The 21,648-nt window shown below is 64.0% G+C and carries 23 protein-coding genes; 17 read left to right on the top strand and 6 right to left on the bottom strand.

What is annotated here, in order from left to right; all coding sequences use genetic code 11:
- Nucleotides 1–78: 78 nt before the first annotated feature.
- The 4 genes from hslV to V6B08_RS03405 all read left to right on the top strand — a co-directional run bounded on the left by hslV (nucleotide 79) and on the right by V6B08_RS03405 (nucleotide 4,135).
- Nucleotides 79–636, top strand: a complete 558-nt coding sequence (hslV, locus tag V6B08_RS03420; protein WP_341978123.1) for an ATP-dependent protease subunit HslV — start codon at nucleotides 79–81, stop codon at nucleotides 634–636.
- Entirely contained in the window at nucleotides 633–1,949 is a 1,317-nt protein-coding gene (gene hslU / locus V6B08_RS03415; protein ID WP_341978120.1) for an ATP-dependent protease ATPase subunit HslU, read from the top strand. Before hslV ends, hslU begins: the two co-directional genes overlap by 4 nt.
- 133 nt (nucleotides 1,950–2,082) lie before the next feature.
- The gene (locus tag V6B08_RS03410; RefSeq protein ID WP_341978118.1) at nucleotides 2,083–3,294 is read left to right on the top strand and encodes a diguanylate cyclase; all 1,212 of its coding nucleotides are present in this window, start codon (nucleotides 2,083–2,085) and stop codon (nucleotides 3,292–3,294) included.
- A 52-nt stretch (nucleotides 3,295–3,346) separates the two neighbouring features.
- Nucleotides 3,347–4,135: an SDR family NAD(P)-dependent oxidoreductase gene (locus V6B08_RS03405; protein WP_341978116.1), complete on the top strand. Its 789-nt coding sequence runs from the start codon at nucleotides 3,347–3,349 to the stop codon at nucleotides 4,133–4,135.
- Between the two features lie 3 nt (nucleotides 4,136–4,138).
- Here V6B08_RS03405 and V6B08_RS03400 read toward each other — a convergent pair whose 3' ends face one another.
- Nucleotides 4,139–4,492, bottom strand: coding sequence for a helix-turn-helix domain-containing protein (locus V6B08_RS03400; protein ID WP_341978114.1), 354 nt, complete (start codon nucleotides 4,490–4,492; stop codon nucleotides 4,139–4,141).
- 134 nt (nucleotides 4,493–4,626) lie between these two features.
- On the opposite strand from V6B08_RS03400, the gene V6B08_RS03395 reads away from it, so the two are divergent.
- A complete protein-coding gene (locus tag V6B08_RS03395; protein WP_341978112.1) occupies nucleotides 4,627–5,439 on the top strand; it encodes a substrate-binding periplasmic protein in 813 nt (270 codons plus the stop codon).
- 8 nt (nucleotides 5,440–5,447) lie between these two features.
- Here V6B08_RS03395 and V6B08_RS03390 read toward each other — a convergent pair whose 3' ends face one another.
- Both V6B08_RS03390 and V6B08_RS03385 read right to left on the bottom strand, forming a co-directional pair.
- A complete protein-coding gene (locus V6B08_RS03390; protein WP_341978110.1) occupies nucleotides 5,448–6,536 on the bottom strand; it encodes a M14 family metallopeptidase in 1,089 nt (362 codons plus the stop codon).
- 28 nt (nucleotides 6,537–6,564) lie between these two features.
- Nucleotides 6,565–7,275 carry a GntR family transcriptional regulator gene (locus tag V6B08_RS03385; RefSeq protein ID WP_341978108.1) on the bottom strand — a complete coding sequence of 237 codons (711 nt, stop codon included), beginning with the start codon at nucleotides 7,273–7,275 and terminating at the stop codon, nucleotides 6,565–6,567.
- Nucleotides 7,276–7,470: 195 nt separating this feature from the next.
- On the opposite strand from V6B08_RS03385, the gene V6B08_RS03380 reads away from it, so the two are divergent.
- The 6 genes from V6B08_RS03380 to V6B08_RS03355 all read left to right on the top strand — a co-directional run bounded on the left by V6B08_RS03380 (nucleotide 7,471) and on the right by V6B08_RS03355 (nucleotide 13,156).
- Nucleotides 7,471–8,472 carry a Bug family tripartite tricarboxylate transporter substrate binding protein gene (locus V6B08_RS03380; protein ID WP_341978106.1) on the top strand — a complete coding sequence of 334 codons (1,002 nt, stop codon included), beginning with the start codon at nucleotides 7,471–7,473 and terminating at the stop codon, nucleotides 8,470–8,472.
- 70 nt (nucleotides 8,473–8,542) lie between these two features.
- Nucleotides 8,543–10,276: an L-arabinonate dehydratase gene (gene araD, locus V6B08_RS03375; protein ID WP_341978104.1), complete on the top strand. Its 1,734-nt coding sequence runs from the start codon at nucleotides 8,543–8,545 to the stop codon at nucleotides 10,274–10,276.
- Between the two features lie 13 nt (nucleotides 10,277–10,289).
- Nucleotides 10,290–11,231 (top strand): SMP-30/gluconolactonase/LRE family protein, encoded by a 942-nt coding sequence (locus V6B08_RS03370; protein ID WP_341978102.1) that lies wholly within the window; start codon nucleotides 10,290–10,292, stop codon nucleotides 11,229–11,231.
- Between the two features lie 19 nt (nucleotides 11,232–11,250).
- On the top strand, nucleotides 11,251–11,973 hold the full coding sequence (locus V6B08_RS03365) for a ribonuclease activity regulator RraA (protein WP_341978100.1): 723 nt from the start codon (nucleotides 11,251–11,253) through the stop codon (nucleotides 11,971–11,973).
- Between the two features lie 377 nt (nucleotides 11,974–12,350).
- Nucleotides 12,351–12,545, top strand: a complete 195-nt coding sequence (locus V6B08_RS03360) for a hypothetical protein (RefSeq protein WP_341978098.1) — start codon at nucleotides 12,351–12,353, stop codon at nucleotides 12,543–12,545.
- 248 nt (nucleotides 12,546–12,793) lie between these two features.
- A complete protein-coding gene (locus V6B08_RS03355) occupies nucleotides 12,794–13,156 on the top strand; it encodes a hypothetical protein (protein ID WP_341978097.1) in 363 nt (120 codons plus the stop codon).
- Between the two features lie 79 nt (nucleotides 13,157–13,235).
- Here the strand turns inward: V6B08_RS03355 and V6B08_RS03350 are convergent, their stop codons facing one another.
- On the bottom strand, nucleotides 13,236–13,517 hold the full coding sequence (locus V6B08_RS03350; RefSeq protein ID WP_341978094.1) for a helix-turn-helix transcriptional regulator: 282 nt from the start codon (nucleotides 13,515–13,517) through the stop codon (nucleotides 13,236–13,238).
- Between the two features lie 2 nt (nucleotides 13,518–13,519).
- Complete coding sequence (locus V6B08_RS03345; RefSeq protein ID WP_341978093.1) at nucleotides 13,520–14,833, bottom strand: type II toxin-antitoxin system HipA family toxin; 1,314 nt, start codon at nucleotides 14,831–14,833, stop codon at nucleotides 13,520–13,522.
- A gap of 256 nt (nucleotides 14,834–15,089) precedes the next feature.
- Between V6B08_RS03345 and V6B08_RS03340 the strand changes: the two genes are divergently transcribed.
- From V6B08_RS03340 to V6B08_RS03315, 6 genes are read left to right on the top strand one after another with little or no spacing between them, the layout of a single operon-like run.
- Nucleotides 15,090–15,932, top strand: a complete 843-nt coding sequence (locus V6B08_RS03340) for a DeoR/GlpR family DNA-binding transcription regulator (protein ID WP_341981573.1) — start codon at nucleotides 15,090–15,092, stop codon at nucleotides 15,930–15,932.
- On the top strand, nucleotides 15,925–16,938 hold the full coding sequence (locus V6B08_RS03335) for an extracellular solute-binding protein (RefSeq protein WP_341978091.1): 1,014 nt from the start codon (nucleotides 15,925–15,927) through the stop codon (nucleotides 16,936–16,938). Before V6B08_RS03340 ends, V6B08_RS03335 begins: the two co-directional genes overlap by 8 nt.
- 52 nt (nucleotides 16,939–16,990) lie before the next feature.
- Nucleotides 16,991–17,815, top strand: coding sequence for an ABC transporter permease (locus V6B08_RS03330; RefSeq protein WP_341978089.1), 825 nt, complete (start codon nucleotides 16,991–16,993; stop codon nucleotides 17,813–17,815).
- A gap of 9 nt (nucleotides 17,816–17,824) precedes the next feature.
- Nucleotides 17,825–18,628 carry an ABC transporter permease gene (locus tag V6B08_RS03325; RefSeq protein WP_341978087.1) on the top strand — a complete coding sequence of 268 codons (804 nt, stop codon included), beginning with the start codon at nucleotides 17,825–17,827 and terminating at the stop codon, nucleotides 18,626–18,628.
- A 6-nt stretch (nucleotides 18,629–18,634) separates the two neighbouring features.
- Complete coding sequence (locus V6B08_RS03320; protein ID WP_341978086.1) at nucleotides 18,635–19,669, top strand: ABC transporter ATP-binding protein; 1,035 nt, start codon at nucleotides 18,635–18,637, stop codon at nucleotides 19,667–19,669.
- A gap of 11 nt (nucleotides 19,670–19,680) precedes the next feature.
- A complete protein-coding gene (locus tag V6B08_RS03315; RefSeq protein WP_341978084.1) occupies nucleotides 19,681–20,496 on the top strand; it encodes a phosphodiesterase in 816 nt (271 codons plus the stop codon).
- A gap of 209 nt (nucleotides 20,497–20,705) precedes the next feature.
- On the opposite strand, the gene V6B08_RS03310 is transcribed toward V6B08_RS03315, so the two are convergent.
- On the bottom strand, nucleotides 20,706–21,443 hold the full coding sequence (locus V6B08_RS03310) for a proteasome-type protease (RefSeq protein WP_341978082.1): 738 nt from the start codon (nucleotides 21,441–21,443) through the stop codon (nucleotides 20,706–20,708).
- Nucleotides 21,444–21,648 lie beyond the last annotated feature (205 nt).

Genomic DNA, 21,648 nt, shown 5'->3' with positions numbered 1-21,648 from the left:
TGTTATGGCTTGCAGCAAGCTGGGTGCCCCCCTACATGAAGGCCTTCATCGCTTTTGTATCCAGGTTCAAGGAGCCCCATGCGCGACGACAGTAATTCCCCCGCTTCCTGGCATGGCACCACCATCGTGGCGGTGCGCAAGGGCGGCCAGGTGGTGGTGGCCGGCGACGGCCAGGTCAGCCTGGGCCAGACAGTGATCAAGGGCAACGCGCGCAAGGTGCGCCGCATCGGCGCCGGCGGCAGCGTGCTGGCCGGTTTCGCGGGCGCCACCGCCGATGCCTTCACCCTGCTGGAACGCCTCGAAAGCAAGCTGGAGCGGTTTCCCAACCATCTGGAAAAGGCCGCCGTGGAACTGGCCAAGGACTGGCGCACCGACCGCTACCTGCGCCGCCTGGAAGCCATGATGATCGTGGCCGATGCCAAGACCCTCTTGGTGCTGACCGGCAATGGCGACGTGCTGGAGCCGGAAGACGGCATCGTCGGTATCGGTTCGGGCGGCAATTACGCGCTGGCCGCCGCCCGCGCGCTGAAGGACCGCGACGACATGGATGCCGAGAGCATCGCGCGCCGCGCGCTGGATATCGCGGCCGATATCTGCGTCTACACCAACCGTAATGTGACTGTGGAAAAGCTATGACCTCGTTTTCGCCGCGTGAGATTGTCTCCGAACTGGACCGCTACATCGTCGGCCAGGCCGAGGCCAAGAAGGCGGTGGCGGTCGCGCTGCGCAACCGCTGGCGCCGCCAGCAATTGCCGGAAGCTTTGCGCGACGAGGTGCTGCCGAAGAATATCCTGATGATCGGCCCGACCGGCGTCGGCAAGACCGAGATTTCCCGCCGCCTGGCGCGGCTGGCCGGCGCTCCCTTCATCAAGGTGGAAGCGACCAAGTTCACCGAGGTCGGTTATGTCGGCCGCGATGTCGAGCAGATCGTGCGCGACCTGCTGGAAGTCGGCATTGCCATGGTACGCGAGCGCCGCCGCAAGGATGTGCAGGCGCGCGCCGAGCTGGCCGCCGAGGAACGCCTGCTGGATACCCTGGTGGGCGACAAGGCCAGCGTCGAGACGCGGCAGAAATTCCGCAAGCTGCTGCGCGAGGGCGAACTCGACAAGCGCGAGATCGAGATCGACCTGGCCGATAGCGGCGGCGGCGGCATGCCGCTGTTCGAGATTCCCGGCATGCCCGGCGCCCAGATGGGCATGGCCAACCTGCAGGACATGCTGGGCAAGGCTTTGGGCGGCGTGCGCCGCAAGCCGCGCAAGACCAGCGTGGCCGATGCCATGCGGCTGCTGATCGCCGAGGAAAGCGACAAGCTGCTGGACCAGGAGCATGTGGTGAAGGAAGCGATCACGGCCGTGGAGCAGAACGGCATCGTGTTCATCGACGAGATCGACAAGATCTGCGCCCGCAGCGAATACCGCAGCGGCGGCGACGTGTCCCGCGAGGGCGTGCAGCGCGACCTGCTGCCGCTGATCGAGGGCACGACCGTTTCCACGAAACACGGCCCGGTGAAAACCGACCATGTGTTGTTCATCGCGTCGGGCGCCTTCCACATCGCCAAGCCTTCCGACCTGCTGCCGGAATTGCAGGGCCGCCTGCCGATCCGGGTGGAACTGAAGGGCCTGACAGCGGAGGATTTCAAGCGCATCCTGACCGAGCCGGAAGCCAGCCTGCTGAAGCAGTATGTCGCCCTGCTGGGCACCGAGCAGGTAACGCTGGATTTCACCGCCGACGCCATCGACGTGATCGCCGATTACGCCGCCCAGGTGAATGAAGGCGTGGAAAACATTGGCGCCCGCAGGCTGCATACAATCCTGGAACGCGTGGTGGAGGAAATCAGCTACACGGCGGCAGACCATCCCGGCCAGGTGGTGCGGATCGACGCCGCCTATGTGCGCGACCGCGTCGGCGAACTGGCCCGCAACACCGACCTGAGCAAGTACATTCTTTAAACGGGGTTTAGTCCGGGCAGGCCGCCTTGGCGGCTTGCCCGCTGACTTGGCCCGCTGACTTGGCCCAGTGAGTTGGCCCAGTGACTGGTTCCGGTGACTTGCATGCGCCGCGCAGCCGGGGTCTAGTAGGGCCATGCCGCGCAAGGGCTTCGACAGTCTGCCAAATACCGCCGCCGGCGGGCTCGGCGGGGGCTCGCCCGAAGAGGGCATGGCACGGCGCATCACCTTTTCCTATGTCGTCGGCCTGGCTTTCATCGCACTACTGGCCTTCTGCCTGCATCTGCTGCTCGACAGCGTGATCGCCAAGCAGAACGATGCCGCCACCATCATCAATATCGCCGGGCGCCAGCGCATGCTGTCGCAACGCATCGCGCTGGCCGCCAATACCATGGTGCTGCACGACGACGGCGAGGCGCGCACGCTGCTGCAGGAGGCAATGGCGCTGTTCGAGCGCTCGCATCGCGGCCTGCTGCAGGGCGATGTGGAGCTTGGCATCGTGAACCGGCCGTCGCGCGCCGTGGCGGCACTTTATGAGGGACCACGCGGCGCCAACGTCACCATCCAGGCCTTCCTGGCCGATGCCCGGCTGGTGGCGGCCAGCCTGCGCAATGATGCCGAAATCGAAGCCGCCCTGCAGCGCCTGACAAAACTCGCCACCGGGCGGCTGCTGGAGCAGTTGAACGACATCGTGGCACGGCATGAGGCCGAAACGCGCGAGACGGTGCGGCAGTTGCGCAATGTGCAGATCGCGCTGCTGGTCGCCATCGTGCTGGCGCTGATTGCCGAGGCGGTATTCGTGTTCCGCCCGCTGGTGCGGCGCATCAGCGGCTATATGAACGAACTCTATTCCCTGGCCACCATCGACGCCCTGACCCGGCTGTATAACCGCCGCCGCTTCATGGAGCAGTTCGCGCATTTCCATGCGCTGGGCGGCCGCACCGGCCTGCCGCTGTCGCTGGTGGTGTTCGATATCGACCATTTCAAACGTATCAACGATGGCCACGGCCATGCTGCCGGCGACCGCGTGCTGGTGGAAGTGGCGGCGGCGGCGCGGGCAAGCTGCCGCTCGACCGATCTGGTGGCGCGGCTGGGTGGCGAGGAATTCGGCGTGCTGCTGCCCAATACCGGCAGCCAGGGCGCACTGATGCTGGCGGAAAAACTGCGCGCCGCCATCGAACGCGCCGAAATCATCGAAGGTGGCGTCGCCATTCCGGTCACCGCCAGTTTCGGCATTGCCGAGGCGCAGCAGCAGGAAACGCCGGACGAGATCACCCGCCGCGCCGACATGGCGCTGTATGCCGCCAAGCAGCAGGGCCGCAACCGCGTTGCCCTCGCCCCGACATAGAGTGGCCCGCCATAGCGTGGCACTGGCATAAGAAGAAAGCAGGAGGAAAAGGATGGCTGAGTTGACGGGCAAGGTCGCCCTGGTAACGGGTTCGTCGGCGGGTGTCGGCGCCGCTACGGTGAAGAAGCTGGCGGCCAAGGGCGCCAGCGTCGTGGTGAATTACTCCAAGAGCCGCGCCCCGGCCGAGGCCGTGGCCGCCGCATGCGAGAAGCTCGGCGGCAAGGCCCTGCTGGTGCAGGGCAACGTGGCCGATGACGGCGATTGCCGCCGCCTGGCGGACGAAACCCTGAAAGCCTTCGGCCGCATCGACTACCTGGTGAACAATGCCGGCACCACCAAATTCATGGCGCACCGCAATCTCGCCGGCCTTTCGGCTGAGGATTTCCAAGCCATCTATGCCGTGAACACCATCGGGCCGTTCCAGATGGCGCGCGCCGCTGAAGCCGCCTTGCGCGCGGCCCGCGGCGCCATCGTCAATGTGTCGTCGGTGGCCGGCCTGCACGGCACCGGCTCCTCCATCGCCTATGCCGCCTCCAAGGGCGCGCTGAACACCCTGACGCTGAGCCTCGCCCGCGTGTTCGGGCCGGAAGTGCGCGTCAACACCATCTGCCCCGGCTTCATCGAAGGCGAATGGCTGAAGAACGGTATGGGCGAGGCGGCCTATGAGGCGGCGCGCGCCAACTGGCGGAGCTATGCCGCGCTGGGCAGCACCAACACGCCGGACGACATCGCCGATGCGATCCTGATGTTCCTGCTCAATGCCACCAATATCACCGGCCAGATCCTGGAAGTGGATAACGGCATGCATCTGGCGCAGCCACGCCCGCCAACCAGCAAGTAATCGCTAGTCCTCGCGCAGCAGCTTCAGCAATTGCCGCAGCTTGGCATCGCTTAAGCCGGCGATGCGCGCCGAGAGTTCGTTGGCGAGCAAAGTGGCGCGCGGGCTTAGACCGGACGTGTCGATGGTGATACGCGGATGCGAGCGTTTCGCAAGATCGGCCAGCGCCTCCGCCTCATCCCAGATGATGTTGAAATAGCCGCAGACACGCTGGATGAACAGCCAGCTCGGCCGGCCGCGATGGCCATGCTCCAGCGCCGAGAGATAAGCCGCCGACACATCGAGATCAGCCGCCATCTGCTTCAGCGTCAGGCCGCGCGCCTGGCGCAACTGCCGCATGCGGGCACCGAACGGTGTCATGGAGCGGGAAATTCACAATGGCTGGGCATCTTCACGCGAGCATGCGGTAAACCGAAAGGCGATACCTTGCGGCATCACGGTATAAGCCTATAGTTGGACTCATGGGAAGGCAACGGCAGTCATGGCCGGGAAGAATGGCGCAGGCGTTGCGCCGTGCACTGGTTTTGTCTCTCGCCTTGCTCATCGGCTTTGCTGCCGGCATCAAGGCCCGCGCCGCCGAGATCACCGTCGGTTTCCGCCTCGTCGCACCCTATGTGATACAGGGCAGCGATGGCCAACTATCCGGTCTGGAACATGACCTGGTGCGCGACGTGCTGCAGCGCGCCGGTCGCGGCCTGCAACCGCGCGTGCTGCCACTGGCGCGGCTGGCGGAGGATTTCCGCCGTGGCGCCTTGCCGGCCTTCACGCCGGCAGCGGCGGCAATGAACCTGCCCGGCTGCCTCAGCGACGTGGTACTGGTCTATGAGAATATCGGACTGTCGCTGGCCGAGCGCGATGTGGCGGTCAACACGGTGACCGATCTGCGCGGCCTGCGCCTGCTGGCCTTCCAGAATGCGCGCAGCCTGCTGCCCGGTATCGAGGAGGCGATTGCCGGCGCACGCACCGAGTATGCGGAAGTGGCGAACCAGATGCTGCAGGTCCGCGCGCTGTTCTCGGAACGCGCCGATGTCATCCTCGGCGAGCGGCGGATTTTCCGCACCCTGATCGCCGCACCCGACAGCGCCGTCGATACACGGCGGCCCGTGCGCGAGCATCGCCTGTTCCCGCCCAATCCCTACCGCGTCGCTTTCGCCGATGCAGCACTTTGCGACGATTTCAACCGCGCGCTCGCCAGCTTCCGTGCCAGCGGCGATTATGACCGCCTGATGCAGCGCTACGACCCGGTGCCGCAAGCCCGCGAGGACCGCCGCAGCGGCACCGCCACACCGCCGCGCCAGAATGGCTGAGTGATGATTTAACCCGTCAGCCCCGCGAGTGCCTGGCGCTGGATTTCGACGGCGCGCGGATAGCAGATATCGGCCCAGGCCGGATTTTCCGGGTAGAAGGCGGCGCGGATCTGGCGCTTGATCGCCTGGCCCTGCGCCGAGAACACCTCGCCCTTGAGATGCAGCCAGTTATCGGCGATCACCGAGAGCCGCACCTGCTCGGAGGGCAGCGTGCCGACTTCGATATTCACCGCCACCGTCACCGCCGGCTCGCAGAAGCGCGCGATGCCCATGCGCAGGTTGCCTTCGATGATCGGCGAATCCGACTGGCCCATTTCCGGCGAGGTGACGGCATCGCCCCACCAGGCGCGCGCCAGTTGCAGCGGTTCCGAGCCCGGCGCATGGCGGCAGATCAGTTCGGAATAGCCGAACGGCCCGAGCCCGGTATGGAAATCGATCACCGCGATGCGCTTGGCATTTTTGAGATACCGCGCGCAGACATCCTGGATCATGCGGTGCGACCAGCAGGGCCCGGTGCCACCATAGAAGATGCCATCGGCATGGCTGTGCTGGCCGCCGACAATCGCCGCATTCGCCGCCTTCGCCCCGACACGCTCGTAATAGCTTTTGAGCTGCGCCTGCACTTCGGCAATCGCGGCATCGTTCCATTGCTCAGGCACCAGCCAGGGATGCACTTCGGCATAGGCCGGATTCTTCGGCGGCACCGCGCCGCGTTCGAAGGCGATGAAGTTGCGGTTGATGTCCATGTTGTCTTCATTCACCCGCCGGCCCCAGGAGAAGCCATAGGGATTGGAGCCATGGAGCAGCAGCAGCGCGGTGTTGGCCGGCAGATTCTTGTAATGGCCCTCGTTGAGCCAGCCGACCTGGATGCCGGAGCCGTAATAGCCCTCGATGCCATGGGTGCCGCTGACCGTGACCAGCACATTCTGCGCATCGCGCGGCCCGATCCAGGCGATATCGGCGGCGAGATCCTCGCCTTCATAGCCCTTCAGCGGATGCGGCAGGCTTTCAATCGCGGCATTCGCAGCCTGGGCGGCGGCAAGGAACTTGGCCCGCGCCAGTTTGTAGCTGGCGGAGAAATGCTGGTGATGGCTCATGGCAAACTCTGTTTGGGGGGCGGGCGCTTCAGTCGCGGAAATAGTCGGCGGGGTATTTTGCCCGAATTTCATCAATGATGGAAAGCGACCGCGAGAGATGAATGCGCGCTTCCTCGGCCGCCGCAGGGGCATCGCCGGCGGCAATGGCGTCGACGATGGCGGTATGATCGCGGATGGTCTGCTGCACCTTGCCGGCGAGCGGCAGATGCAGGTTGCGCAGGCGCTGGATATGGCCGTTGCGCCGCTGCACCACCTGCCACAGATCGGGAATTCCGGCGGCGTCATACATCATGCGGTGCATGGCGCGGTCGAGCTGGTTGAAGCGCACCAGGTCGCCGCTATCCGCCACCTGCTGCTGCTGGCGCAGCATGTCGCGCAGCCCCGCCACCAGGGCCGCATCAGGGGTCTCGGCCAGGCTATGCGCCACTTCCACCTCGATGGCGCGGCGCAGGAAAGCTGCCTGGCGGGCATGGCCGATATCGATGCGGCTGACCCGTGTGGCATGCTGCGGGAAGATATCGACCAGATCCTCTTCCTGCAGCCGCAGCAGCGCATCGCGGATCGGCGTCGAGGACAGGCCGAATTGCTGCTGCAGTTCCGACCGCGACAGCACCGTGCCGGGCAGCAGGTCGAGTTCCAGGATCTTCTCCCGCAGCAGGTCGAAGACCTGCGGCGCCGCATGGCGGGTGCGGTCGCGGAGCGGCGCGAAACTGATCGGGGAGGGGGCCGGGCTGCTCATTGGTTTCGGGCTGAAGGAACCGGGGTTTCGGGCTGATGGAATCCGGGGCGGGACGCTGGCTTGTCCCTCTGTATAACATGCCAGCTGTAGCATGCTGCCCCCGTCATATCAGGTTTGACGCACTAATGCATTAGTGCTTTACTTGTGCCCGACCAGATAAAAACTGGCGTCTATATAACCTGGAGGAACCGCCCAATGTTCGGCATCACCCGCCGCGGCCTTGCCGTGGCTGCCATCGCCACTGCCGCCACCGTCACCGCATGGGGGCCCGGCTTGGGGTCTGCCTGGGCCGCCGGCTACCCGGACCGCACCGTCACGGTGATCGTGCCCTTCCCGCCGGGCGGCGCCTCGGACCAGACCGCGCGCCACCTCACCGCCAAGATGACCGAATTGCTCGGCCAGCAGCACATCATCGACAATCGCGGCGGCGCCAATGGCTCGCTGGGTGCCGGGCTGCTGAAGCAGGCCAAGCCGGACGGCTACACCCTGCTGGTCGGCTCGATCGGCGTGTTCGCCATCAACCCGGCGCTGTTCAAGGACCTGCGCTACGATCCGCTAGCCGATTTCGACCTGCTGACCATCGCCGTGCGCACCCCGAATGTGCTGGTCGCCAACCCGAATTTCCCGGCCAACAATGTGGCCGAGCTGATCGCCCATATGAAAAAGAACCCGGACAAGGTGTCGTTCGCCTCCTCGGGCACCGGCTCGTCGGACCATTTGACCGCCGCCCTGTTCATGCAGAAGACCGGTACGCTTGGTGTGCATGTGCCCTACAAGGGCGGCGGGCCGGCCATTTCCGACCTGATCGGCGGCCATGCCGATGTGTCGTTCCAGAATCTCGGCGCCATCGCCCAGCATGTGAAGGCCGGCAAGCTGAAGGCCCTGGCCGTCACCGCCGACAAGCGCAACGCGGCCCTGCCGGACAGCGTGCCGACCATGGCGGAAGCCGGGGTGAAGGAAGTGGAAGTGTATTCCTGGCAGGCAGCCGCAGCCCCGAAGGGCCTGCCGGCGGATGTGCGCAAGACCCTCTCCGACACCATGACCAAGGCGCTGAATGCCCCGGATGTGAAGCAGAAGTTCAATGATGTCGGCTTCGACGTGGTGGCGAATAGCCCGGCAGAGTTCGAGACCTTCCTCAAGGCCGAGATCGCGCGCTGGAAAACCGTGATCGATACCGGCAACATCAAGCCGGAATAAGCACGCATCCCAGGCGGGGCGGGCGGTGTCGTCCGCCCCGCTTTTTTTCTTTTCCAGCCGAGTGCCGCGCATGACCCGCAAGACTCCCGATCAGCTCCGTTCCGCCCGCTGGTTCGCGCCTGATGACCTGCGCAGCTTCGGGCATCGTTCGCGCATCCTGCAGATGGGCTACGCGCCCACCGAATGGCAGGGCAAGCCGCTGATCGCCATTGTCAACACCTGGTCCGACATCAATCCCTGCCACGCCCATTTCAAGCACCGCGTCGAAGACGTGAAGCGCGGCATCCTGATGGCCGGCGGCCTGCCGATCGAATTGCCGGCGATTTCGGTGTCGGAGAATTTCGTCAAGCCCACCACCATGCTCTATCGCAACATGCTGGCGATGGAGACCGAGGAACTGATCCGCAGCCATCCCGTCGATGGCGCCGTACTGCTCGGCGGCTGCGACAAGTCGACGCCGGGCCTGCTGATGGGCGCCACCTCCGCCGGGCTGCCCTTCATCTATGTGCCGGCCGGGCCGATGCTGCGCGGCAACTGGCAGGGCAAGGTGCTCGGCTCCGGCTCGGACGCCTGGAAATACTGGGACGAGCGCCGCGCCGGCAATATCTCGGATGCCGACTGGAATTCCATCGAGGCCGGCATCGCGCGCTCCTACGGCACCTGCATGACCATGGGCACGGCGGCCACCATGATGGCGATTGCCGAAAGCATCGGCATGACCCTGCCCGGTGCCTCCTCGATTCCGGCCGCCGATTCCGGCCATATCCGCATGTGTTCCGATAGCGGCCGCCGCATCGTCGAGATGGTGTGGGAAGACCTCACCCCGAAGAAGATCCAGACCCGCGCGGCTTACGAGAATGCCATTGCGGTCGCCATGGCAATGGGCTGCTCCACCAATGCCATCATCCACCTGATCGCCATGGCGCGCAGAGCGGGTGCCGATATTGGCCTGGAGGATTTCGAGAAAGCCTCGCGCCAGGTGCCGGTGATCGCCAATATCCGGCCATCGGGCGAGAAGTATCTGATGGAGGATTTCTTCTATGCCGGCGGCCTGCCGGCGCTGATGACGCGCATCCCGGAGCATCTCAAGCTCGATGCCATCACCGTCACTGGCAAGAGCGTGGCCGAGAATATCGCCGGCGCCAAGGTGCATCTCGAGGACGTGATCCGCAGCACCGAGGATCCGCTCTACAAGGAAGGCGCGCTGGCGGTGCTGAAGGGCAATCTGGCGCCCGATGGCTGTGTCATCAAGCCCTCCGCCTGCGCGCAGAAATTCCTCAAGCATAGCGGCCCGGCCCTGGTGTTCGACGATTACCCGTCGATGAAAAAAGCCATCGACGATGAAAGCCTGGAGGTGACCGAGGATCACATCCTGATCCTGCGCAATGCCGGGCCGCTGGGTGGCCCCGGCATGCCGGAATGGGGCATGCTGCCAATCCCGAAGAAACTGGTGAAGCAGGGCGTGCGCGACATGGTGCGGATTTCCGACGCGCGCATGAGCGGCACCTCTTATGGCGCCTGCATCCTGCATGTGGCGCCGGAATCCTATATCGGCGGGCCGCTGGCCCTGGTGCGCACCGGCGACATAATCTCGCTCGATGTGGACAAGCGCAGTATCCGCCTGGACGTGAGCGATGAAGAACTGGCGCGGCGCAAGGCGGCCTGGGTGCCGCCGCCGCCACGCTACGAGCGCGGCTATGGCTGGATGTTCAGCCGCCATATCAAACAGGCCAACGAAGGCTGCGATTTCGATTTCCTCGAAACCGGCTTCGGTGCGCCGGTGCCCGAGCCGGATATCTTCTAGCCAGGAACGCATCATGTGGATTCCCGCCAGCCGCTATCCCGATCCCGCCATCCAGACCCTGGATGACAGCTTCACCAAATACCGCATCAATCTCGCCGCCGTGGAGCGCCTGAGCACAGGGCATCGCTGGTGCGAGGGGCCGGTCTGGTTCGGCGACCTGCGCTGCCTGCTGTGGAGCGACATCCCGAACAACCAGATTTTGCGCTGGGACGAAGCCACGGGCCAGGTGACGCCGTTTCGCAAGCCCTCCAACTATGCCAATGGCAATACCCGCGACCGCGCCGGCCGGCTGGTCACCTGCGAGCATGGCGGGCGGCGGGTGACGCGCACCGAGTATGACGGCAGCCTTACGGTTCTCGCCGACGGCTACCAGGGCAAGCGGCTGAATTCACCCAACGACGTGGTGGTGAAATCCGATGGCAGCGTCTGGTTCAGCGATCCCTCGTTCGGCATCGGCGGCAATTACGAAGGCTACAAGGCCGAGGCCGAATTGCCGCAATGGCTCTACCGCCTCGATCCGGTGAGCGGTGACCTCACCGTCGTCGCCGAGGATTGCGTCGGCCCGAACGGGCTCTGCTTCTCGCCCGATGAAAGCATTCTCTATGTGGTGGATTCGCGCGCCACGCCGAACCGCCTGATCCGCGCCTATGACGTGAGCCAGGACGGCAAGACGCTGGCCAACAGCCGCGTGCATATTGATTGCGGCCCCGGCACCTCGGATGGCATCCGCTGCGACGTGGATGGCAATCTGTGGTGCGGCTGGGGCATGGGGCATGACAGCCTCGATGGCGTGATGGTGTTCAATCCGGCGGGCAAGGCTATCGGCCGCATCGCTTTGCCGGAACGCTGCGCCAATCTCTGCTTTGGTGGTGCGGCACGCAACCGGCTGTTCATGGCCGCCAGCCAGTCGGTCTATGCGCTTTACGTCAACACCCAGGGCGCCACGCTCTCTTGAAAAACACAGGAATCGCTTCATGAGCACGCTGAAGGAAGAAACCCGCGCCCGCCTCAAGACCGTGAGCACGCCGACGCTGGCCACCGCGCTCTACAAGCGCGGCCTGCGCAACCAGTTCATCCAGGATGTGCATGCGCTCAATCCCGGCCTGCCGACCATGGTGGGGGAGGCTTTCACGCTCCGCTACATGCCGGCGCGCGAGGACCTAAACCCGATCACCGTGTTCCAGGACCCGGAGCATCCGCAGCGCAAGGCGGTGGAAATCTGCCCGCCCGGCGCCGTGCTGGTGATGGACAGCCGCAAGGATGCCCGTGCCGCTTCGGCCGGCGGCATCCTGATTTCGCGCCTGATGGTGCGCGGCGTGGCCGGCGTTGTCACCGATGGCGGCTTCCGCGATTCCGCCGAGATCGCGCGGCTCAGCATCCCGGCCTTCCACAGCCGGCCCTCGGCGCCGACCAATCTCACCCTGCACCAGGCCATCGACATCAACGTGCCGATTGGCTGCGGCGATGCGCCGGTATTTCCGGGCGACGTGATCGTCGGCGATGCCGACGGCGTGATGGTGATTCCGCAAGGCATCGCCGACGAGATCGCCGTGGAGGCCGTCGAGATGACCGCGTTCGAGGATTTCGTCACCGAGATGGTGCAGAAGCAGGGCCGCTCGATCCGTGGCCTCTATCCCGCCACCAACCCGCAGACCAAGATCGACTTCGAAGCCTGGCGCAAGGAACGCGGGCGGTAAGCCGCCAGCGCCTGCCGAAGTCTTAATCTGCTTATCCGAGGGGCGCGCCATCGTCCTGGCCATCGGCGCCCGGGTCATTCGTGCCTGGGTCATTCGTACCTGGGCTTGTGGCACGTGATGCGGTCGCAGCCGCAAGGCAGCAGCCAGAGCAGAAAACAACCGGTGGCTACCTGTAATTCTTCCAAATACTCTGAATCAGTCAAAGAAATGACTAAATAATTACTGCGCGTTAATATTAAATTTTAAACAATACCAACAGCTTCCCCTAGTATTCTGCAATAATATCAATGCCTGTTTTCTATTTTTTATTTATTAGCTCGCTATATTTTAAATAACATATAAGATGTGCTTCTGGCATATACCTGCCAATAGAAAGCGTGAATACTTTGACAAATTCGCAAAATAAGACTCATTCCAATAAACCGAATGTTCTTTCCAAACTCGACAAGCGGGTCGCCGATGGCGTCGCCGCCGATAAGGCCGCCAGTAAGGCGCAGCCAGACGTGAAGATTGCCACTGGCGTTCTGCCTACCCCGGCGAAGCATGGCGGCAACTCGACCGCCAAGCAGTAACCGGGCGGGGACGGGGTCGGCGATTGGGAAACCGACGCCGGCCCATCCTCGTTTTCGCCGCTGCCCCATGGTAGCTGGCGACGGTGCGGTCGGCGCTTTCCGCGCACTGATGTTGCCTTGAGTTCAGTAATGGCAGCCGGCAGCGCGACGCCGGCCGTATCGCGGATTTGAGACGCGGCTTCTTCGGAACCGCGGCCCAAATCCATCCCTTTCTCTATCGAACCGCCACCCGGCGGTGGAGGTCCATCATGACTGCCCTTCCGCATCAACCGCTCTCCTGGCAAGACCGTGCACAGGAAACCTGGAACAACAACAAGCTCATCGCCCTGGCATTGGTGGTCGGCCTGATCGCCGGTCCGCTGATCTCCAATTACATGGGCTGGCAGGTGACACGCAGCACATCCGAACAGCGCATCCAGGCCAGTGGTGTTGAACAACAGGCCATGGTCTGCTCTGCCCTGGCCCAGGCCGCAGAGCCGAACGCCGCCGGTCTGGAATGGCGCCAGCGCGGCGAACTGGCGGAGAAATACGCCATCATGCCCGGCCGCGACGCGGCAGCGCAGGGTGTCGCCTCGGCCTGCGCGCAGCGCCTGCTCAACGCCAAATCCTAAACGCCTCAATGGCGTGAAACACATGAATGCCCGAGATGCAGAATGGCGCCCGCAAGGCGCCATTTTTCATGGGCGGCAACTAGAAACGTTTCCTCGGCACCAATCCAGCTTCGAGACCAAACGGCCGGCCAAGACGATTCAATGTTTCAAGCGTCGGATTGGCGGTGCCGGCTTCCAGTTCATGCACCTGCCGCCGTGTCAGCTTGAACAGACGGCCGAAGCCTTCCTGATTCAGGCCCATGATGGCGCGCAGGGTCTTGATCGTCTCAGGCAGATGTAGCGCGCCCTGAGCCGCCTGCTCGGCCAGCTTCAGCCGCAAGGCATCTCGTTCGGCTTTGCTGAGCTGCTTGCTTCGCGGCATCTCTAGTCGATCTCCAGGCGGCGTAGCGACGCGGCGATTTCGCCATGCCGCGCCATCGCCCGCCCGATCACCGCAGGCGCGATATCATAGTCCCGTGCGATATCGGGCAGGCTGGCAATGAAATCAGCCTTGCCGGCCAGCAGGCGTCGCAGCCGCTGCGCTTCTTGTTCATCCAGTGCCACGGCATTGATCACCTGGCGCCAATCGGGATCGGATTCATCGCCGCCAAGGCAGCGCCACCGCGTGCTGCGCGGCATCGCGCGCTCCTCCAGGATCATCGGATTGAAGTCGAATAGTGGCGTCAGGGCAATGCTCCCATCCAGATGCTTCTGCAAGGCCGTGTTGCGGCCATGGTTATCCGGATTGCCCGCTGCCATGTTCAGAACATCGCGCAGGATATATTCGGCGATTTCGGTTTCCGGCTCGGTGCAGACCCGGCGCAGCATTGCCACATAATCCTCATGATGGCCGCGATGGCCGAAAGCGGCGATGCCGCAGGCCGATACCAGGCTTTCCTGGCCCAGGCGCAAAAGCTGCCCTGCCACGCGGTCGAAACGTGGAATTTTCAGCGTATTACTCTGCCAGACTAGAGACACGGCCACGCGCAGACCAAAACGATGCGCGATTTCAAGATACGGCGCTTCACTGGCCAGGATCAGGCGATCACTTTCGGAGTTGCCCTTGAGGAATTTGAAGATGGCGCATTCGACCGCATCATCCAGGGCAACAAACGCGTCGGGATACCAGCCGCTATCGCGACGCCGCGTCATCAGCGCCTTGGGCCATTCGCCCTGCACGCCGCTGGAGCCGGCGCTGAAATAGGCGAAAGTATCTGCGATACTGGTGAAGCGCGGGCTACGGCTGAAAATATCGGCTTCATCGAGGCCCAGCGGAGGATCACGAACAAGCCGCTCCGCTTCCGCCTCTGCCGCCTCGCGGATACGCAGATTCCCGATTGGATTGGCAGCGCCGCGCAGCAGCAGCGGCAACTCGCCGCGCGCATCATCCTCGCCATAGCCGAGTTCAGCCATGATGCGCCGGCGTGCCTCGCCCTGTGGTATCAGGTCGAGCAGGAAGGCCGGCCAATTGGGCAACTGGATCGCTTCGATGGTGAGCGGCAGCGCGACCGAAGCGGCGCGGTAGTCGCGCACGCTGGCCGCGCCCTGGATCACCTCCGGCGCATGGGCGACGATATAGTCGATGTCGTAATACAGCGTGCAGCGCCCGGCGATGCCCTTTTCGGGCTCCAGGAAATGCAGATCGGCAATATCATGCCAGACATTGCCGTGATGGATTTGCAAGTTAAGCTGCTGCATGGCTTTGGATTATATATTGATCCATTATAGAGATACAATTTCTATCGTTTAAGGCTAATATTGATCCATTATAATGGAATTATAGTGGATTTTCTTATTTTCCTCGCCAACTCAGGCTCTTTTCACTTGATGACACAAAACTTTCATGTGAACGTCAAACACGCATAACAAGTGCCGAGCAATGTTCGTATGAACATTCGGCGCGGGTTCACCGGGGCAACCGGGAGCCATGGGACGAGGAACGACGAGCGTGGCAATGCAGGCGGAGGATCGCGCCCGGGCCATTGTGGACCTGGTGCGGCGCGACGGTTTCCAGACCATCGAGACGCTGGCGGCGAGTTTTGGGGTGACGCCCCAGACCGTGCGCCGTGACGTCAACCTGATCTGCGACCGTGGCCTGCTGCGCCGCCGCCATGGCGGCGTGGAAGCACCGCCGGCCGACCTCGATGCCGGCACCCGCAATCTCGCCTATCAGGCCCGCCAGGTGCTGAACCTGGAAGCCAAGCGCCGCATCGCCGCCCTGGTGGCGGAGCAGGTGGCCGCCGATTTCCCCGATGGCGGCGCCTCGCTGTTCTTCGGCATCGGCACCACGCCGGAGCAATGCGCCATCGCCCTCGCTGACCGCTTCGAGGCCAGCAGCGGCCTGCGGGTGATGACCAACAACCTGAATGCCGCGCTCGCCCTGGCGCGCGCACCCGAGAATCACATCACCATCGCCGGCGGCGAGTTGCGCAACCTCGACCGCGACGTGATCGCCGGCGAGGCGCAGGGCTTCTTCGCCCGCTTCGCCGTCGATATCGGCATCTATGGCGTCGGCGGCGTGGCGGAAGACGGCACGCTGCTGGATTTCAGCCAGGACGAAGTGGCGATGCGCCAGGCTTTGGCGGCGCATTGCCGCCGCCGCTTCCTGGTGCTGGATCATTCCAAATTCGGCCGTGGCGCCACGGTGCGCGGCGGCCATATCACCGAGGCCAGCGTGGTGTTCACCGACCGCGCCGTGCCGGAGCCCATCGCGCGCCAGCTCGAACAGAGCGGCTGCCGCCTCGTCGTCACGTCCAGTCAGGTTCCCTTCACAACAGGAGACAACACCCATGCTTAAGCGTCTCGTCCTGTCCGCCGCGCTCGGTCTCGCCGCGCTCGGCCTGCAGCCGCTCGATGCCGCCGCTCAAGGCCGCGCCATCTGCTACAACTGCCCGCCGGAATGGGCCGACTGGGGCTCGCAGCTCAAGGCGATCCAGGCCAAGCTCGGCATCACCGTGCCGCCGGACAACAAGAATTCCGGCCAGGCCATCGCCGCCCTGATCGCCGAGAAGGCCAACCCGGTGGCCGATGTCACCTATCTCGGCGGCATCGCCGCCGATCCGGCCAAGGATGCCGGCGTGCTGAGCCCCTACAAGCCGGCCGGCTGGGACAAGATCCCCGCTTCGCTGAAGGATCCGGAAGGCTACTGGTTCACCATCCACTCCGGCACGCTCGGCCTGTTCGTGAACACCGCCGCTTTGCGCGGCAAGCCGGTGCCGCAGAGCTGGGCTGACCTGTTGAAGCCGGAATACAAGGGCATGGTCGGCTATCTCGACCCGACCTCGGCCGCTGTCGGCCAGCTCGGCGTCATGGCGGTGAACCTGGCGCTCGGCGGCGATTACGGCAATCTCGACAAGGCCATCGACTTCTACAAGAAGCTGGCCAAGAACGATCCGATCGTGCCGAAGCAGACTTCCTATGCCCGCGTCATCTCCGGCGAAATCCCGATCCTGCTGGATTACGACTTCAACGCCTATCGCGGCCAGTATACCGACAAGGCGCCGGTGCAGTTCGTGATCCCGAAGGAAGGCAGCGTGGTGTTTCCCTATGTCATGGGCCTGACCAACAAGGGCCCGAATGCCGATAACGGCAAGAAGGTGCTGGACTTCGTGCTGTCGCCGGAAAGCCAGGCGATGTGGGGCAATGCCTTCCTGCGCCCGGTCTTCGCCGAGCATCTCTCGGCCGACGCCAAGGCGAAGTTCCTGCCCGATGCCGATTATGCCCGCGCCAAGCCGATCGACCTGAAGCAGCTTGCCGGTGCGCAGAAGAGCATCATCGAGCGCTACAAGAACGAAGTGAACTAATCATCCGGGTTGGCGGAAGCTGCCTTCCGCCAACCCTTTTTTCTGGACCGGCATGACCGATAAACGCGACACCCCGATCCTTGCCCTGCTGCTGTTGCCGGCGGGCGTATTCTTTCTGGCCTTCTTCCTGCTGCCGCTGACGCGGCTTTTCTTCATTGGCGGCAGCGGCAAGCTTGGCTACATGGCCTATGCGGCGATCCTCACCGACAGGAATTACTTCAACAGCCTGATCGCCACCCTGGTGCTGGCCGCCGGCACCACGGCGATCACCCTGATCATCAGCGGCATTGCCGGCGTGTTCCTGCAGCGCAACCGCTTTCGCGGCAATGCCACCCTGGTGGCGATGCTGACCTTTCCGCTGGCCTTCCCTGGCGTGGTGATCGGCTTCATGGTGATCATGCTGGCCGGGCGCCAGGGCCTGATCGGCGATATCACGCTGCTGCTGTTCGGCGAGAAGCTGGTCTTCGCCTATTCCATGGCCGGGCTGTTGATGGGCTATGTCTATTTCTCGATTCCGCGCACCATTCTCACGGTGATGGCGGCGGCAGAAAAGCTCGATCCCAAGCTGGAAGAGGCGGCGCGCTCACTCGGCGCCTCGCCCTGGCGCGTGGTGCTGGATGTGATCGTGCCCGGCCTGAAGGGTGCCTTCCTAGCCGCCGGCGCAATCTGTTTCGCCACCGCCGTCGGCGCTTTCGGCACGGCCTTCACGCTCGCCACCCGCATCAATGTGCTGCCGATGGTGATCTATACCGAGTTCACCCTGGAGGCCAACATGGCAATGGCGGCGGCGCTGAGTTTTGTCTTGGGCGCCGTCACCTGGATCGTGCTGGCGGTCGCCCGCCAGATTGCCGGCGGCACTGTCGCGGCGGCGGGCTAGGGGGCGATGATGAAACGCACACCGCTGTTCTGGCTGCAGCTCGCCTTCACGCTCACCGTCTGCGCCTTCCTGGTGGTGCCGGTGATCCTTTCGGTACTGGCCGGCCTCACGGTGAATTACCAGACCGGCCTCTCCAGCGGACTCACGCTGCGCTGGGTGCTGGAAGTATGGTCCGGCTACCGCAACACCATTTTCCATTCCATCGCGCTGTCGCTGGCCTGCCTCGTGATCACGTTGCTGCTCGGCATTCCCGCCGCCTATGTGCTGGCGAAACGACAGAATGCCTTCAGCCGCGCCATCGAGGAATTGCTGGTGATGCCGGTGGCGGTGCCGGGCCTGGCTACTGCCTTGGCGCTGATCGTGATGTATGGCGGCGCTGGCGGTTTCCGCACCTCGTCGGCCTTCATCCTGGTCGGCCATGTGCTGTTCACGCTGCCGTTCATGGTGCGCTCGGTGCTGGTGGTGCTGATGGCGATTGACCTCAAGACGCTCGAGGAAGGCGCCGCCTCGCTCGGCGCCAGTTTCCGGCAACGCTTCTTCCATGTCGTGCTGCCGAATTGCCGGGGCGGCATTCTCGCCGGCTCGCTGATGGTGGTGACGCTGTCCATGGGCGAATTCAACATGACCTGGCTGCTGCACACGCCACTGACCAAGACTTTGCCCGTCGGCCTCGCCGATGCCTATGCGTCTTTGCGGCTCGAAATCGGCAGTGCCTATACCCTGGTCTTTTTCCTGATGATCGTGCCGCTGCTGATCGCCATGCAGGCGATGGGACAGGCGGCCAAGCCGCGCTTTCAGGCGGATGAGGAGTAACCCACCATGATGCAGCCCGTCTCGATCCGCCTGGAGCAATGCTCCAAGACCTTTCCCGATGGCACCAAGGCGTTGGAGCCGCTGAACCTCGAAATCGGCGCCGGCCAGACGGTGGTGTTCCTCGGGCCTTCCGGTTGCGGCAAGACCACCACGTTGCGCATCATCGCCGGGCTGGAAAGCCCCGATGCCGGCGGCGGCGTGCTGTTCGATGGCGCCGACGTGACGCCGCTGCCGATCGAGAAGCGCAATGTCGGCATGGTGTTCCAGTCCTATGCGCTGTTTCCCAACATGAGCGTGGCAGAGAATATCGGTTACGGTCTGCGCATCCGCAAAACCGCGCCAGCAGCCGTGAAGCAGCGCGTCGCCGAACTGCTCGCCATGATGCGCATCGAGCCGCTGGCCGACCGCCGCATCGAGCAGCTTTCCGGCGGCCAGCGCCAGCGTGTTGCGCTGGCGCGTGCCTTGGCCGCCGAGCCGCGCGCCCTGCTGCTGGATGAACCGCTGACCGCGCTCGATGCCAAGCTGCGCGACACGTTGCGCCTTGAAATCGACAGCCTGCTGCGGCGCCTCGGCATCACGGCGGTGTATGTGACCCATGACCAGGCCGAGGCGATGGCGCTGGGTGACCGCATCGTGGTGATGGACCATGGCCGGGTGGCGCAAGTGGGCAGCCCGCGTGACATCTACCGCCAGCCGGCGACGCGTTTCGTTGCTGAATTCATCGGCACCATGAACCGCATCCGGGGCCGTGTGGAATCAGGCGGTTTCCGCGCCGCCGCCGGCCTGGTGCCCTGGCCGAATGCCCCGGCGCAGGCCGCCGAGGCGATGTTCCGGCCCGAGGACACCCATCTGGCGGAAGGTACTGAGGCGCATCTCGAAGGCAGCATCGACGCGGCGTTTTTCCTCGGCGACCGCACGCGGCTATTCGTGGCGGTGGGCGAGGACAAGCCTTTGGTGGTAGAGACGACGCAGCGGCGCGATTTCCAGCGCGGCGAGCGGGTGGGCCTGCGCATCGATCCGCAGAGCCTGCTGGCGCTGTAGGAGAGCACACCATGCTGATCTGCCAGATCACCGACACCCATATCAAGCTGCCGGGCAAGCTCGCCTACAAGAAGGTGGATACCGCCGACATGCTGCGGGTCTGCGTCGCGGAAGTGCAGAAGCTGAACCCGCAGCCGGACCTGATCATCATGACCGGTGACCTGGTGGATCTCGGCCGGCCAGAGGAATACGCCCATCTGCAGGAGATCATCGCGCCGTTGACGCAGCCGCTCTACGTGGTGCCGGGCAACCATGATGCGCGCGACCCGATGCGTGAGGCGTTCAAGGCCGGCGGCTATTTCCCGGCTTCCGGCTTTCTGCAATATGCCGTGGAGGACTGGCCGCTGCGGCTAATCGGGCTCGACACCATCATTCCAGGCAAAGGCGGCGGGGAAATCTGCGCCAAGCGGCTGGCCTGGCTCGACAAGACACTGGCCGAGCAGCCGCAGCGGCCGACCCTGGTGATGATGCATCACCCGCCGTTTGAGACCGGCATCGGCCATATGGACGATATCGGCCTGATCGGGCGCGAGGGTTTCGCTGATATTGTGGCCAAGCATCCCCAGATCGAACTGATCCTCTGTGGCCACCTGCATCGCACCATCCATGCCCGCGTCGGTGGCCGCGCCGTGATGACCAGCCCGAGCCCGGCGCATCAGGTGGCGCTCGACCTGCGCGACGACGCGCCGAGCCGTTTCCGCATGGAGCCGCCGGGCTTCATGCTGCACCGCTGGCGCGACGGCCTGCTGGTCAGCCATGTCGCCCCCATCGGCGACTATCCCGGCCCATTCCCGTTCTTCGACGAAAACGGCAAGCTGATTGATTGACCTTCTGTCGTCATTCCCGCGAAAGCCGGCATGACGCACTTATCGTTTTATATTACTCGTCATCGCCGGGCTTGACCCGGCGATCTCAGTCCGCATGGCATGAGATGCCCGCATCAAGTGCGGGCATGACGAGACCATTTTGATGCGGGATTTTGCGCGCTGCCCTTCGGGCCTCTGCGCCCACGAGCCTCCACTGGAGGCTCGCACGCTTAGAGGCCCCAATCCGGGTCGGGCGTGGTGGCGAAGACCGAGCGCAGGCCTTCGCCCCAGCGGCGGCGGATATCGTTGAAATAGGGATCGTCGGCATCGATGCGGCGGCGCAGGGCGGGCTTGAAATCATCCTTGCGCAGGATCAGCAGATCCAGCGGCAGGCCGACCGAGATATTCGAGCGCAGCGTCGAATCCATCGAGATCAGGGCGCATTTCGCTGCCTCGATCAGCGGCGTGTCCGGACGGATGACGCGGTCGAGGATCGGCTTGCCGTATTTCGCCTCGCCGATCTGCAGGAACGGCGTGTCCTCGGTGGCGCGGATGAAATTGCCGGCATAGTAGAGCATGTAGAGCTGGGTCGGGCGGCCCTTGATCTGGCCACCGAGCAGCATGGTCAGGTTCGGCTCGATGCCTTCCTGCTTCAGCCCCTCGCCATCGCGCCGCGCCACTTCGCGGATCGCGGCGCCGACCATGCCGGCGGCCTCGAACATGCGGCCGGCCTGCATCAGATCATGCTGCTTGCCTTCCGCGTCGGTGAAACCGTCGTTGAGCAGCGACACCACCGACTGGCTGAGCGACAGGTTGCCGGCGGTGCAGAGCGCCAGCACGCGGTCGCCCGGCTTCTGCCATACATGCATCTTGCCGAAGGTGGCGATGCTGTCGACGCCGGCATTGGTGCGGCTGTCGGCCAGCATCACGATTCCGTCGCGCAGGTTGAGCCCAACACAATAGGTCATGACAGAAATGCCCGTTTGGATGTATACAACGAGTGATTATACCTTTTTCGGCGCCGCCGTCTCCGGCCATGCGCCCAGTATCGTTATTTTTTGCTCACAAACCAAACTCTTACCCCAAAGTAACTGGTCCTATCGCGAGAAGCGTCGAGTATATCGGCGGTTGCGATTCACCAAGCTTGGCCGGGAAAATCTGGCCCTCTGCCCT

Source organism: Ferrovibrio sp. MS7 (assembly GCF_038404985.1).
In the GTDB taxonomy this organism is placed as follows: Bacteria; Pseudomonadota; Alphaproteobacteria; order Ferrovibrionales; family Ferrovibrionaceae; genus Ferrovibrio; species Ferrovibrio plantarum.
The sequence above is the reverse complement of the archived record's forward strand: the minus strand, read 5'-3'. Positions and strand labels throughout refer to the sequence as shown.

What these genes read in the sequence shown, in the direction of transcription:
- hslU (WP_341978120.1), top strand. Translation starts at nt 633, where the DNA reads ATGACCTCGTTTTCGCCGCGTGAGATTGTCTCCGAACTGGACCGCTAC.
- V6B08_RS03340 (WP_341981573.1), top strand. Translation starts at nt 15,090, where the DNA reads ATGCAGGCGGAGGATCGCGCCCGGGCCATTGTGGACCTGGTGCGGCGC.
- V6B08_RS03405 (WP_341978116.1), top strand. Translation starts at nt 3,347, where the DNA reads ATGGCTGAGTTGACGGGCAAGGTCGCCCTGGTAACGGGTTCGTCGGCG.
- V6B08_RS03315 (WP_341978084.1), top strand. Translation starts at nt 19,681, where the DNA reads ATGCTGATCTGCCAGATCACCGACACCCATATCAAGCTGCCGGGCAAG.
- V6B08_RS03325 (WP_341978087.1), top strand. Translation starts at nt 17,825, where the DNA reads ATGAAACGCACACCGCTGTTCTGGCTGCAGCTCGCCTTCACGCTCACC.
- V6B08_RS03350 (WP_341978094.1), bottom strand. Translation starts at nt 13,517, where the DNA reads ATGCCGCGAAGCAAGCAGCTCAGCAAAGCCGAACGAGATGCCTTGCGG.
- V6B08_RS03410 (WP_341978118.1), top strand. Translation starts at nt 2,083, where the DNA reads ATGCCGCGCAAGGGCTTCGACAGTCTGCCAAATACCGCCGCCGGCGGG.
- V6B08_RS03365 (WP_341978100.1), top strand. Translation starts at nt 11,251, where the DNA reads ATGAGCACGCTGAAGGAAGAAACCCGCGCCCGCCTCAAGACCGTGAGC.
- V6B08_RS03345 (WP_341978093.1), bottom strand. Translation starts at nt 14,833, where the DNA reads ATGCAGCAGCTTAACTTGCAAATCCATCACGGCAATGTCTGGCATGAT.
- V6B08_RS03310 (WP_341978082.1), bottom strand. Translation starts at nt 21,443, where the DNA reads ATGACCTATTGTGTTGGGCTCAACCTGCGCGACGGAATCGTGATGCTG.
- V6B08_RS03380 (WP_341978106.1), top strand. Translation starts at nt 7,471, where the DNA reads ATGTTCGGCATCACCCGCCGCGGCCTTGCCGTGGCTGCCATCGCCACT.
- V6B08_RS03385 (WP_341978108.1), bottom strand. Translation starts at nt 7,275, where the DNA reads ATGAGCAGCCCGGCCCCCTCCCCGATCAGTTTCGCGCCGCTCCGCGAC.
- V6B08_RS03370 (WP_341978102.1), top strand. Translation starts at nt 10,290, where the DNA reads ATGTGGATTCCCGCCAGCCGCTATCCCGATCCCGCCATCCAGACCCTG.
- hslV (WP_341978123.1), top strand. Translation starts at nt 79, where the DNA reads ATGCGCGACGACAGTAATTCCCCCGCTTCCTGGCATGGCACCACCATC.
- V6B08_RS03400 (WP_341978114.1), bottom strand. Translation starts at nt 4,492, where the DNA reads ATGACACCGTTCGGTGCCCGCATGCGGCAGTTGCGCCAGGCGCGCGGC.
- V6B08_RS03320 (WP_341978086.1), top strand. Translation starts at nt 18,635, where the DNA reads ATGATGCAGCCCGTCTCGATCCGCCTGGAGCAATGCTCCAAGACCTTT.
- araD (WP_341978104.1), top strand. Translation starts at nt 8,543, where the DNA reads ATGACCCGCAAGACTCCCGATCAGCTCCGTTCCGCCCGCTGGTTCGCG.
- V6B08_RS03390 (WP_341978110.1), bottom strand. Translation starts at nt 6,536, where the DNA reads ATGAGCCATCACCAGCATTTCTCCGCCAGCTACAAACTGGCGCGGGCC.
- V6B08_RS03395 (WP_341978112.1), top strand. Translation starts at nt 4,627, where the DNA reads ATGGCGCAGGCGTTGCGCCGTGCACTGGTTTTGTCTCTCGCCTTGCTC.
- V6B08_RS03335 (WP_341978091.1), top strand. Translation starts at nt 15,925, where the DNA reads ATGCTTAAGCGTCTCGTCCTGTCCGCCGCGCTCGGTCTCGCCGCGCTC.
- V6B08_RS03330 (WP_341978089.1), top strand. Translation starts at nt 16,991, where the DNA reads ATGACCGATAAACGCGACACCCCGATCCTTGCCCTGCTGCTGTTGCCG.
- V6B08_RS03355 (WP_341978097.1), top strand. Translation starts at nt 12,794, where the DNA reads ATGACTGCCCTTCCGCATCAACCGCTCTCCTGGCAAGACCGTGCACAG.